The sequence below is a fragment of the Shewanella vaxholmensis genome, assembly GCF_031932135.1.
Classification (GTDB): domain Bacteria; phylum Pseudomonadota; class Gammaproteobacteria; order Enterobacterales; family Shewanellaceae; genus Shewanella; species Shewanella hafniensis.
Window position 1 is genome coordinate 238,743 of the sequence record NZ_JAUOEV010000001.1, and the last position, 12,039, is coordinate 250,781.

Here is a 12,039-nt window from a genome sequence, read left to right on the forward strand (position 1 = left end):
TTCAACACTTATCTGAGTTCTGCGAGGGTGCGGCATACAAACCTCCTTGTTTAATGCTTAACCCAAGCATAGTCAGAAGTTAACAACTGCACTATAAAGCGCTTGGTGTCTTTGTATTCATCAGAGCTTAAAGCCACTCATGCTTGAAACCTTTTCTTGTCATTAAAGCGTGAGAAAAAACGAAACCCAAAACTGGTGTAAAAAATAAAGTAAATAAAACCCATATGGCAGGGCTACTTTTATTTTTGGATGCTAATACACCTAAAGGAATACAATACACAAACAGTAAGGCTCCTATGTAAATCCCAAGTTCCAACTCTTTATTGATAATGGCGAAGGCAACCATGATAAAAATGGAAACTAGAGCCATGCACAAGATTGCGTACCATTTTCTATTTTCACGTTTATATTTGATAAACGCTTCTTCACCAAGTAATACTTTTTGGCTTATTTCTAAACCACGTACAGTTTGCATAATTTGACCTTAAGTTCTAATGATTAGCGAAACGTAGTGAGCGATTTGAGCTACTTGAATAACGCAAAAATCTGGCCATCCATTTTAGATCAACAACATAATGCACTTTTGGTTTGTCTACAACTTGTACGAGCAAAAATTGCTTAAATTAGAGTCATTAAAAGTTGAAGGGCTAAAGCTGATGCATAAAGATGAACTAACTCATTAAAAAATGGTGTATTTTAAACATGCTAACCCACCCAATAAAACAAATGGGCAGTGATTGATTTGGATAAACAAGGTTACAGTGAGTTGCAGGACATGACATCCCATTTTTAAGCCAGGCCAGTCAATAATTGATTTTTTACTTTTTATAAGGGAACGACCAAGTGTTCTTGGGCGTTTTTATATTTGGATTAACCAATCGCAATGCATCGTATAGTTCGCTTCGCTTATATGGATAGTTGGGACTCAATAAAACTGATGAACCATTATTCATTTTCACTGAAATGAGGCTAGCGTTTGCGCCTATATCTGTACTGTGTTCAATTTCAATAATGTCTTGCGGATTGACGCTGAACGTCCATTCTTTAAAAGTAGGATGAAATGAGCTCAACTCAGAATTTGTAAGCTTGATATAAAATTTTGCCGGATGAGTAAGTAACCATGCTGCTAGCAACAATAGTACAAGCTCTGACCCAACAACAATATATTTTATATAAAACAAGAATTCGTCATAAAAAGGCTCATTTTTTGAAATCAACATCCAAATAAGCCAAAGGATAAGCGGCAAAAATAGCATATTGAAAACGAGCACTTTGGCTTGTTGTTTACGGCTTCTTTCGTAATAGAAAAATGTGCGTTCGATATGCATACATTTAACGCCCAGATTTAGCACGAAAAGCTGCGCGGCGGGTTGACGTTGCAGCCGGCACTTTTTGCTGGCGACAACATTTGTTTGTTATGTATCCGATGATTCATTAAACAATATCTTATTTGAAAATGGATCTGTCACAGTGAAACACCTCGCCCCCCAAGTTGCCTCTTCAATGCTTGGCTTATTATATTTGTATGGCATTGCAGTAATTTGTGTAAAAAGTTTATCTAGGTTGCTGACATTAACGAAAACCTTACTGCCAGGCGTGCAGTCACCGGAATGTTCACTTAGGTGTAGAACAAAATCGCCAAGCGACACTTGCATATAAATAGGGTAATCCTCTTCAAAACGATGTTCCCAATCTAACTCCATGCCAAGAAAACCAAGATAAAACTCTTTGGCTTTATCTTCATCAAAAATCCGCATAATTGGGATAGCCTGAAACTCCATGTCAACAACTCCATCACTGATAAAACCAAACAACTAACTATTCTAGATCGACAACATAATGCACTTTAGGATTACCCACAACACGCTCAGATTAAAATGGCTTATTAAACGAGCGCTTTGGCAAAATGAGGATATAAAAAATGGCAGCGAAAAAGATTTGCGCTGCCATTTCGGTGAAAAAAGCTCAGTCGATGTTGTTACAACAATCCTTTACATAAAGGCTTTAGTGAACGCTTCCTTCGACTGGCGAATGTAATTACGGGCGCTTTGGGCGTGTTGCTCCCATACGGCACGATCGCTTGGGTCGGTGAAGGGGTTTTGCTCAGTGGCAATTGAGCGCTCAAATTTGTCGTAGAAGGTTAGCATGGCCGAAGTGATCTGGTTAAAACGCTCCTTGAATTCTTGAAATTCATCAATTTTTTCAGTGGTTTTAATCATGTACTGCACCAGTTCAGCATTGCTATTCGAAGCCAATAAAGCTTCGGCTTTGGCGCTGATATTGGCACTGGCCTCAGTTATCACAAGTGCTCGGGTTTGCTCGTCTTTACTCATCACTCGGCTGTAGTTTTCAGGCGTGCGGGCAATGCCGGCATGCTGTAAATAGCTGCGTAGATGCTTATCGAGATCCTTACGGAACGTATCTAAGTTCTTCTGCATGCTGACTAAATCATTGTCTAGTGCCGTGACTTGTTGCAGCTCTTTTTCGATTTCAGACATAAAGCGTTCGGCCTGCTGATAAATTTTCAGGCCATTTTCTTCAGCAAACTTTTTATCGCTACGGCTCAAGTCGCTGTTGTCATAGTTGGAGCGATCGAAGGTCGCGGCCAAGAATGATTTAAAAGGTTCGGCAAAGGCGGAATAAGCACCGGCACTGACCACATTTAAGGTCGCTGTGGCCAAGTCGCCAAAGGGTTTCACCATAGAGCCTAAGCGTGCCTGCTGGATAGGTGATGCCACACGTTTAGTGTCGGATAGCACCGACCTAAAGGTGTTATATCCCATAGGGTTAGACATCTTGTTGCGCTCAGAGGTTGCCAACACAAAGGTGATACTGGAATAGATGGCATTCGAGTATTCGAGGTATTGTCTTTGGCTCTCAAGCTGGGCGGCGTAATTTTTACCTAAGGTGCGGAACGACTCAGACTGCACTTCGTAGTTCTTGTCAGCTTTAAGCTTATCTAAAATCCCGCCGATAATTTTCTGCTCATTTTTTTGCAGGGCCATATCGAGGCGAATTTTATCTAAGCTCAAATCGTCCAGACTGATGGGGCCATTAATGGACTCAATGTCGAGGCGAATATACTGGCGGCTCGGATCGTCGATAGAGACTCTGTGTGCTAAATACTCGTTCGCACCCGGAGTGATATCGATTAAGGCAACATGCTGCCACTGGGCATCGAGCTTTAATACTGGTGAGGTTAATACATTGATTCGATACTGGGTTTGAGTATTTTGGGTTTTAACCCAAAACTCCAACAGACCCGCTTCAGAAATGGGGTACTTGCTGACTATGCTGCTATTGCCTTCGGCACATAACAGCGCACTTTCACCACTGTGGGGTTCTGCGCCTTCAAATTGACAACCCATGATCCACGACCAAGGTTGAGATAAACGATTGCCTTCAAAGTCGCTGGCAAACACTAACTCATTCTCTTTGGCACTGGCATTAACTGTGGTTAACACGCCAAGCAACAGCATAGAAATGACTGCAGTGGTGCGCATAAGGGCCTCATAAAACATAAATTACTAAAATCAACGAGCGAGTCATTCGGCTCAATACCCAGTTATATCGACGATCAACTGACCTAAGCTTCAAAGCGAATTAGACTTGTTTTATGAGGCTTGTGACCTCGAAAAAACCGCCCGCTTGAAGGCGTCATTTTTGATAGCAGATTAAACCAGCGAAATGTATCAGAGGCCATCATCCCACGCTAGCCCTAAGTCATGTTTGGCGCAGAAAGATAGCAGTTGAATAGCAATCGGTGCCATGAATCGCCCCGATACTGAAAACAATAGTGAACTTAATGGTGAAATCAATTGTAAAATTGATTATGAAACTCAGGGAAAACTAGCTACTTATGTCCGCTATTCTGGTTCTGTTCTTCCCGCTTGTCTGGCCGCTTATTTTGCCTTCTTTTGCCCTCTTCCCTCATCATCAGCGCACGCAAAAAAGCAGGCACAGACAAGACTGGAACAAAACAGAGTTATTGCAGCCGAGCCTCGACTCGCTTCATGGCGTAGAACATCCATATCGTCAGAATAGTGCTACAGGTTGCGAGCGATACCCACACACCAATCACGCCAAACATCCAAGCGAAGCAGTAGATAATCGCAGCGATCAGGATAAGTTTCGCGCCGGTCAGCATAGAGGCTTGTTTCGAGCAATTAATCGCTTGGAAGAAACTCGCACCGACTAAGATTAAGCCTTCCATCGGCAAGCCCCAGAAATACCAGCGCATCCCTTCAATCGCCACGGGCGTTAGGTTCTGATTATCACCGGCAAACAAATACACTAACCAATCAGGGCGAGAATAAATCAATGCTAAGCCCAAGGCTGCGGTGAGTAGCGTCATGCCAAAGGCAATATTGCGTGCTTGCTTGACACGGTCGAAACGCCCTGCTCCCGCATTAAAGCTATATATAGGCTGCGTGCCGAGGGCGATACCTTCGAAAATCAAATAGAAGAATGCTTCTGTGTAACTGACTACGCCATAGGCTGCCACGTGTAAGGGGCCGCCCACCCACAAAAAAGCTGTGTTGTGCAGGGTTAACACTATCGACAAATAAAGGTTCATCAAAAAGCTGGGTAAACCCACGCGGGCTATGTTCAAGCAATTGTCGAGCTTAAGCTTCATCTGCTCAAGGTCGATCCTCAACTGAGTCCGAGGACTGAAAAAATGCTGCAAACACAAAAGCCCAGTCACCGCCTGCGACATCATGGTCGCAATCGCAGCGCCCGCTAAACCAAAGGGGAAGACCACAATAAACAGCCAATCTAAGAAAGTATTTAATACACCGCCCAAGATCAGCACCCAAGTTACCATGGATGGCCGACCATCATTACGCAGCAATGTGGTGAAGGTCATTGAAATAATGGGGAAATGACACAGGGCAAAATACCAGAACAGATATTCGTTGGCGTTTTCGAGAATATCCCCCTGCGCCCCGAGGGCGATCAAAATATCCCGCGAGAATATCCCACCAATGAGGGCAAAAATGGCTCCCGCCAATAAACACAAACTAAAGGCATTACCGAGCAATTTACGGGCCTTAGCCACATTACCTTGACCAAGATTGATCGACACTAATGCCGCGCTACCCATGCCGATCATGGCGCCAATCGCATACAAAATAGCGCCGACTGGATAGGCTAACATCATCCCAGCCAGCCCAGTTTCACCTAAATAGTGGCCAACGAAGATGCCATCAATCGTCACATAGACGCCCGTCACCAACATAGAGGCGATGGTGGGTATGGTATAGCGCCAAAAAAGCTTCGCAATCGGCTCCTCGAGCAGGCTCATATCCGCAGGAGCATGATTAGATGTTATTGCTGTCATTAGCGTTTCTCACAAAAAAGGGGGCAAGAGTCGTATCTATTTAGAAAAATGATCGGGTGAACAAAAATGCGACAATGGATTGTACCTAAAATCAGCCGTAACTCAAAGCAAGTTAAGTATGAAGATGTAACCACAAAGATTAATCATCACAATGACTTAAGTCTAAACAGTCCAATTTCAGTCAAATGACAAACCGAGCACAGTCCAATAACAGAGGTAGGCTAACTCATCATTTTTTGCTACTTTTTTGGCGTTTAAGGCCGAATTAGGTAAAGTATTAGCTCAAGCAAGCCTATTCACGTATTTTAGTAAGATAAAATTATTAACTATAAAAATTTAAGATGTTGATAATTAATGGCTTAATTAATAAAAAATTCAATAACAATAATAAGGGAAGGACATGAGTCAGAATAGTCCAAATGCAGGCAACGACCTGCGGGAAGTCAAACAGCTCGGTATGTGGGCGTCCATTACTAGCTTAGGTTATGTGTTTTGGCTGGTCGGCGGGATGGAGTTAGTCGAGCGTATCGCTTACTACGGCGTCAAAGCCAGTGCAGGACTGTACGCTAAAGCGCCTGAGTCTGCGGGCGGGCTTGGGATCAGCCTAAGCGACTACGGCATTATTATTTCCCTCTGGGCGATCATGCAAACTTTTGTGCCTGTATTCACCGGTGGCATTTCTGACCGCGTCGGCTACAAAGAAACCATCTTTGGCTCCACCATCATTAAAATCTTTGGCTATCTGGTGATGGCATTCTTCCCCAGTTTTTGGGGCTTTCTTGCTGGCGCATTACTCCTCGCCATCGGTACTGGGATATTTAAACCGGGCATTCAAGGCACCTTAGTGCTGTCCACTAATCGCAATAATACCTCTATGGCTTGGGGCATTTTTTACCAAGTCGTCAACATTGGCGGTTTCCTCGGGCCGTTAGTGGCCGTACATATGCGCCAATTGTCGTGGGACAATGTGTTTTTCGCCTGCGCCGCGATTATCTCACTCAACTTCTTATTTTTACTGACCTATACAGAACCAGGCAAAGCCGAGCGACTAGAGCGTAATAAACAAATCAAGTCAGGTGAAGTCAAACAAGAAGCCCTGTGGCGTGATGCTTGGCGTGAGCTGAAAAAGCCGATTGTGATCTACTACATGTTGGTATTTGCAGGCTTTTGGTTCTTGTACAATGCCCTATTCGATGTGTTGCCTATCCATATTTCCGAATGGGTCGATACCAGCGTAATCGTCACATCCCTTTTTGGCAGCGAAGGCACCAGTAACGGCATTCTGCAATTTTGGCTTGGCCTCAATAACGAAGGCACTAAGGTGATGCCAGAAGGCATGCTCAACCTTAATGCCGGCATGATCATGACCAGCTGTTTTATCGTCGCCGCACTGACGGCTAAATACCGCATCACAACTGCTATGTTTGTTGGTTGTTTGCTGAGTATTTTGGCCTTTGTGTTTATCGGCGCCTTCCATGCGGCTTGGTTTATCGTGCTCGCGATCGCTATGTTCTCCATTGGCGAAATGATGATTAGCCCGAAGAAAAATGAGTTTATGGGCAACATAGCGCCCGAAGGTAAAAAAGCCATGTACTTGGGCTTTGTGATGTTACCCCAAGGGATCGGCTGGGGATTAGAAGGCTACTTTGGCCCTAAACTCTATGAAATTTATGCATCGAAAGAATTGTTTTCGCGGGATTTATTGTTAGAGCGCGGCATGAACGGCACTGAGGTTAGCGCCATTCCCCAAGGTGAAGCCTTTACTACCTTGGTGAGCTACACAGGTGAAAGCGCCCAGGAACTCACCCAACTGCTGTACCACAGCCATAACATTGGCATGGCGTGGTACATCATCGCCGCCATAGGGACTATCTCAGCGGTGGGGATTTTTATCTATGGTAAGTGGTTACTCACACTGCAAAGAGCCCAGCAAGCCGCCTAAGCGGGACTCGCTAACCTCATTCGAGGTAAGGGCGATAAAGACAAGATAAGGCCTAAATAAAGGCAAGGTGAGGAGCGATCTTCATCTTGCCTTATCAGTATCAGAAAGGACGCGTCAGCAGCTCAGGCGTAAATTGTTCGGGCGAAAGCAATAGGCCTAAGCTCTCGATTTGCGCATTCAAACGATTAAGATCTTGAGTCAGTGCCGGTAAGGTCAGCGTATTATCATCGAGTACATACACTTGTCTTAAGCTGGTGTAATAAAAAAGCAATATAATCAAAGCATTCACATCATTTTGCGCCGCAGCGGCTTTAATCTTTATCAACTTGCGATAGATACGATTATGGAGCTGCTTTAATTGCCACACATAATAAATTTCGCTGAAGAAAGGTTTGTCCTTCAAGTTGTAAATCACTGCGCTACACAGACCCAGACTGAAAATCACCCCTAAGAGATTCAAATGGAAATTACCTGTAGGCTCACCCGGCACAGGCGTCGCACCAAACAGCGCAATCAACCCAGCTCCAAAAATCAGTGACAGCACGACTAAGCTAACAACTAAAATTACGATGAATAAATTCATGTTTTTACGGTACAAGGTTTTATCTATTTCCTGCAGCTTCATAACATCCCGCTCAAATAGGCCGCCTAGCGTTGGCGTATCAATCAATTAATCGCAGAGCATACCGCAATCCCCTTTATTCGGCCTTAACTGATTTAAACGCATAGCTAAAATACATTTCTCATCCTCACCCGCAAGCGATACAAATTGACACCTTTAGGTATCATTAAACAGTCTGAAGGATAGGATGATGTATCAATTGAAGAACAACGGCTTAATGCCCTTGCGATTCAGCGTATGAAAAATAATCTTGCGTTTATCTCAAAACATTAAAATGTTAACGTGCGCCCAAATCAGGGTAAAATTTGCTAACCTTAATTTCAGTGAATGTCCTAACGATATCGCCGCCTTTTACAAGATACCGTGCCTTAAGTTCCCGCATTCAAACCACACAAGGAATGCCATGATACTCAGCAAAGCCTTTGCACAAGTCGTCCTTTTGGCGCTCAGCAGCCTTTGCTTGACTGCGCAGGCCAAAGACCTGCTGGCCGTGGGTACAAGCTTCAGCCAAATTTTCGAACTACAACCCAATGGCGAATATACTGGCTTAGGTGTCGATATTTTAAATCGCTTTGCCCAGCAGCAAAGTGTGAACATTCACTATCAGATTACCCCTTGGCGCCGTGCCATTTCTATGGTCGAACGTGGCCAAGCGGATATTCTGATTGGTCCCTACGATACCCCAGAGCGTGAAGCAAACTTGGCTTTTGCGACGAAAGCCTTTTACCGCGATAATATGGTGTTCTATGCCCGTGTAGGCCATGAAATTGTCTGGAATGGCGACTATGCCAGCATTAAAGGTCAACGGATTGGAAAGATGCAGGGGTGGAGTTATGGCCCGACGTTTAATGAACAAACTAAATCTTTTAATATCAATGAATTTGTCGATATTAAAAGCGGGATAGAACGCCTCTCTCGGGGTGATTTAGATTTACTCGCCACAAACAGCCGCAATACCGATGCCGTGCTCGCCCAAATCAAAATCCCTAAGGCGATTACCCCAATCACACCGATAATCGATGTCCAAGACGGTTATATGGCATTTCCGAAGCAGGCGAAATTCGATCCCTTAAGACAAAGGTTTGACCGTTTTTTCGAGGACATGATCCAAAATGGCACCTTTACGACACTCGGCCAAGAATATCGCGTAACCTTGCCTTACTGAGCCGGCGCGACTGATCATGCACGACTGTTCCTTCATGTACGACCGCTGCAACTTTATTAGCACCCGCCTAACCTATGCTCACATGTGTAATAAAGGGCGATGGGAAAGTCAGTGAGCAGTTAATCGTTAACAAAGACAGGCGAGCAACTGCAGCTCAATCTCGTCCCAATCGACGCCATTCACTGTAATCATCTCAAGTCTGGAATCTAAGGTGTCATCGAGTTCAACCACAGTAAACTCATGATCAATCCAGTTAAATCCAGCGATCCCCTCAGAGGTGATCATTACAGCCTTTAACCTCAGCAAGACTTGCCCGACGTCTGATGACTGAGTGTAACGCTGAATTAACGCCATTAATTTATCGAAATCAAACTCTTGTCTTGGTTCAAACACCCAGCCGCAGCTAAAACAGCCTTCGCCTTGATTCTGCTTGCGTACTATGCCACGTGCATCGAATTCGAGAGCGACTTCGATTGCGCCTTCGGCAAAAAGGCTTAGCTCACTCAAACGCGAACCACCCGTGCGGAACAGGCTTGGCGCTGTCGTCGGTAGGCTGCCCAGCTTTAAGCCCACGCTAGCATGCCCATTTATATTGAGTGACACGCGCCTTGGTTGGTTTAAATAATCCAGCAGCGCGCTAGGTAAAGGTTGCTGGTTAGTGTGGCTCACAACAGGAATATCAGTGCGCTCGATATGACTTAAATAGGTCTGTAACTCATAGAGTAACTTAGTATTTTCAGCGTCATATAAATCCGACTTAGTCGCGATAATCACATCGGCCACTTGCAGCTGTTGGATGAAGTTTGCATGTTCGCGATAGCGAGGATCGTGGATTTTACGCGCGTCCACCAAACATAAAGTACTGCGCAGTGAAATCACATTCTGATAATGGGGTGCACTCAATACTTTAATGATTTCATTAGGATGCCCAAGCCCAGTCGGTTCAATCAATAAGCGATCAGGTTTTGCTTTCGCAATCAACTGATTGATCGCCACTTGCGTCGGCACGCCCGCGGCGCAGCACATACAGCCACCCGCAACCTCACGAATTTGTATGCCGTTATCGGAGGAGTTCAGTAACCCCGCATCAATGCCGACCTCACCAAACTCATTGACCAGCACAGCCCAAATCTCATCCGCGGGTTTAGTCGCCAGCAATTGTTTAATCAAAGAGGTTTTACCTACGCCTAAAAAACCTGTGATGATATTGGTGGGAATCGCTTTGATAATCATAAGGAAACTCGATCGAATAGAAAGCTTGGCGCTCGAGTGTAGAAGTATTGGCTTTGAAGCTCAACAAAAAGCGCATCGGTGAGGATGCGCTTTTAGAATGGTGGGGCTATTTAACCAACTAAGCAAACGTTAAACAGCAAGGCTGACAGGCTCTTGGCGCTTATTAGCCTTGATTGTTGGGCTTAGCTTATTCTGGTTTAAATTATTTTGACTTAACTTATTTTGACTTGGCTTATTTTTACTTAGCTTATTTTACTTATTTTGACTTATTGGTGCGAGAGCCAAAACCTGACTTATTGCTCACCAAATTCGACTTAGGTTTAGTTGCATTAAACGGCTTACCTGAGCCTGACGCAGGCTTAGCACGGCTAGAGGATTTATCGGCACCTGCTTTGCTGTCCTGCGCTTTACCTTTAGCGTACTTACCCTGACGAGACTGACCAATAGTACGATCCTGCGGCGCCTTATGGCTCCACTTTCCAATCGGCTTAATCGGTGCGGCAGGCGCATCACGGTAGCGGGCAGGTAAAGGCGTGCCTTCTTCATAACCCGGTTGTACCGATACAGGCAGTTTTTGCTCAATCAAGGCTTCAATTTCAGCAAGCATTTCATCGTCAGAAGGTGACACGAACGAAATCGCGCGACCGGTTAATCCAGCACGGCCTGTACGGCCAATGCGATGGATATAATCTTCGGCAAGGAAAGGCAATTCAAGGTTGATCACCATAGGCAAGGCATGAATGTCTAACCCACGTGCAGCCACATCGGTTGCCACCAGCACCCGTAATTTACTGGCTTTAAACTCTTCTAACACCCGATTACGGGCGCCTTGAGTTTTATCGCCATGGAACACGCCTGCGGCTATGCCATCGAGCTTTAATTCTTGCAATAAATGCTCGGCGCTTTCTTTCGTGCTGGCAAAAACCAGTACTTGGCGCCAATTGTTGCGGCCAACGAGTTCTGACAACAGCTCGGCTTTGCGACGTTTATCAACGCGATACACTTCCTGCACTACTGTGGATGCGGTAGTCGTGTCAGCAACATTCACCCACTGAGGTTCATTCAGCATTTTCTCGGCGAGTTGTTTGACTGCATCGCTATATGTGGCTGAAAACAACATGGTTTGATGCTGCGGCGCAATTAAGCGTTTCACTTTTTCAATATCGCGCACAAAGCCCATGTCTAGCATGCGGTCGGCTTCGTCGATCACTAAGGTCGTGACGCTCGATAAATCTAACTGGAATTGGCCAATAATATCGAATAAACGACCTGGGGTTGCCACCAAAATATCAACGCCCTGCTCTACCCCTTTACGCTGGGGATTCATGTTGGCGCCGCCGTAAACCGCTAAGGTTTTCAGCGGCAGGAACTGGCTGTATTTTTGGATATTTTCGCAGACTTGGATCGCGAGTTCGCGGGTGGGAGTCATCACCAACGCGCGTAAAATCGGTTTATCATTGCTGTCGCTTGTTAAAGACTCAGCCGCCAGCTTTTCAAGTACAGGCAGAGCAAAGGAAGCCGTCTTACCTGTACCCGTTTGGGCGCAGGCCATAATGTCTTTGCCTTCAAAGGCAAGCGGGATCACTTTCTCTTGCACTTGAGTGAGTTGCTGATAGCCACACTCAGTTATCGCATTCAAAATAGGAGAAGATAAACCGAGTGTTTCAAATTTCATAGGGACTCTTTAGCTAAGTAGTAAAACTTTGATGCGAGGTGATACTCAATGCCCCAACGCG

10 protein-coding genes are annotated in these 12,039 nt (G+C 45.0%); 2 read left to right on the forward strand and 8 right to left on the reverse strand.

The annotated features are described in order from the left end of the window. Positions 1-127 precede the first annotated feature (127 nt). The 5 genes from Q4Q46_RS00940 to Q4Q46_RS00960 form a co-directional block, all read right to left on the reverse strand. Positions 128-475, reverse strand: coding sequence for a hypothetical protein (locus Q4Q46_RS00940; RefSeq protein ID WP_063882654.1), 348 nt, complete (start codon positions 473-475; stop codon positions 128-130). 343 nt (positions 476-818) lie between these two features. Next, positions 819-1,328: a hypothetical protein gene (locus tag Q4Q46_RS00945; RefSeq protein WP_071939135.1), complete on the reverse strand. Its 510-nt coding sequence runs from the start codon at positions 1,326-1,328 to the stop codon at positions 819-821. 87 nt (positions 1,329-1,415) lie between these two features. Beyond that, the gene (locus tag Q4Q46_RS00950; RefSeq protein ID WP_311905000.1) at positions 1,416-1,781 is read right to left on the reverse strand and encodes a glyoxalase superfamily protein; all 366 of its coding nucleotides are present in this window, start codon (positions 1,779-1,781) and stop codon (positions 1,416-1,418) included. A 210-nt stretch (positions 1,782-1,991) separates the two neighbouring features. Further along, complete coding sequence (gene bdpA / locus Q4Q46_RS00955) at positions 1,992-3,503, reverse strand: BAR domain-like protein A BdpA (protein ID WP_126491460.1); 1,512 nt, start codon at positions 3,501-3,503, stop codon at positions 1,992-1,994. Between the two features lie 482 nt (positions 3,504-3,985). Next, on the reverse strand, positions 3,986-5,341 hold the full coding sequence (locus tag Q4Q46_RS00960) for an MATE family efflux transporter (RefSeq protein ID WP_311890067.1): 1,356 nt from the start codon (positions 5,339-5,341) through the stop codon (positions 3,986-3,988). Between the two features lie 400 nt (positions 5,342-5,741). On the opposite strand from Q4Q46_RS00960, the gene Q4Q46_RS00965 reads away from it, so the two are divergent. After that, positions 5,742-7,283, forward strand: coding sequence for an MFS transporter (locus Q4Q46_RS00965; protein ID WP_311897907.1), 1,542 nt, complete (start codon positions 5,742-5,744; stop codon positions 7,281-7,283). A gap of 100 nt (positions 7,284-7,383) precedes the next feature. Here Q4Q46_RS00965 and Q4Q46_RS00970 read toward each other — a convergent pair whose 3' ends face one another. Next, positions 7,384-7,908 (reverse strand): DUF3087 domain-containing protein, encoded by a 525-nt coding sequence (locus tag Q4Q46_RS00970; protein ID WP_311905001.1) that lies wholly within the window; start codon positions 7,906-7,908, stop codon positions 7,384-7,386. Between the two features lie 400 nt (positions 7,909-8,308). Between Q4Q46_RS00970 and Q4Q46_RS00975 the strand changes: the two genes are divergently transcribed. Beyond that, positions 8,309-9,070: a substrate-binding periplasmic protein gene (locus Q4Q46_RS00975; RefSeq protein ID WP_311905002.1), complete on the forward strand. Its 762-nt coding sequence runs from the start codon at positions 8,309-8,311 to the stop codon at positions 9,068-9,070. Between the two features lie 126 nt (positions 9,071-9,196). On the opposite strand, the gene Q4Q46_RS00980 is transcribed toward Q4Q46_RS00975, so the two are convergent. Both Q4Q46_RS00980 and Q4Q46_RS00985 read right to left on the reverse strand, forming a co-directional pair. Next, positions 9,197-10,303, reverse strand: a complete 1,107-nt coding sequence (locus Q4Q46_RS00980) for a CobW family GTP-binding protein (protein ID WP_311905003.1) — start codon at positions 10,301-10,303, stop codon at positions 9,197-9,199. 256 nt (positions 10,304-10,559) lie between these two features. Continuing rightward, positions 10,560-11,978: a DEAD/DEAH box helicase gene (locus Q4Q46_RS00985; protein ID WP_311890070.1), complete on the reverse strand. Its 1,419-nt coding sequence runs from the start codon at positions 11,976-11,978 to the stop codon at positions 10,560-10,562. Between the last annotated feature and the right edge of the window lie 61 nt (positions 11,979-12,039).

Bases quoted from the DNA above. Each gene is read 5' to 3' on its own strand.
- Q4Q46_RS00940 (WP_063882654.1), bottom strand. From the start codon at position 475: ATGCAAACTGTACGTGGTTTAGAAATAAGCCAAAAAGTATTACTTGGT.
- Q4Q46_RS00945 (WP_071939135.1), bottom strand. From the start codon at position 1,328: ATGCATATCGAACGCACATTTTTCTATTACGAAAGAAGCCGTAAACAA.
- Q4Q46_RS00950 (WP_311905000.1), bottom strand. From the start codon at position 1,781: ATGGAGTTTCAGGCTATCCCAATTATGCGGATTTTTGATGAAGATAAA.
- bdpA (WP_126491460.1), bottom strand. From the start codon at position 3,503: ATGCGCACCACTGCAGTCATTTCTATGCTGTTGCTTGGCGTGTTAACC.
- Q4Q46_RS00960 (WP_311890067.1), bottom strand. From the start codon at position 5,341: ATGACAGCAATAACATCTAATCATGCTCCTGCGGATATGAGCCTGCTC.
- Q4Q46_RS00965 (WP_311897907.1), top strand. From the start codon at position 5,742: ATGAGTCAGAATAGTCCAAATGCAGGCAACGACCTGCGGGAAGTCAAA.
- Q4Q46_RS00970 (WP_311905001.1), bottom strand. From the start codon at position 7,908: ATGAAGCTGCAGGAAATAGATAAAACCTTGTACCGTAAAAACATGAAT.
- Q4Q46_RS00975 (WP_311905002.1), top strand. From the start codon at position 8,309: ATGATACTCAGCAAAGCCTTTGCACAAGTCGTCCTTTTGGCGCTCAGC.
- Q4Q46_RS00980 (WP_311905003.1), bottom strand. From the start codon at position 10,303: ATGATTATCAAAGCGATTCCCACCAATATCATCACAGGTTTTTTAGGC.
- Q4Q46_RS00985 (WP_311890070.1), bottom strand. From the start codon at position 11,978: ATGAAATTTGAAACACTCGGTTTATCTTCTCCTATTTTGAATGCGATA.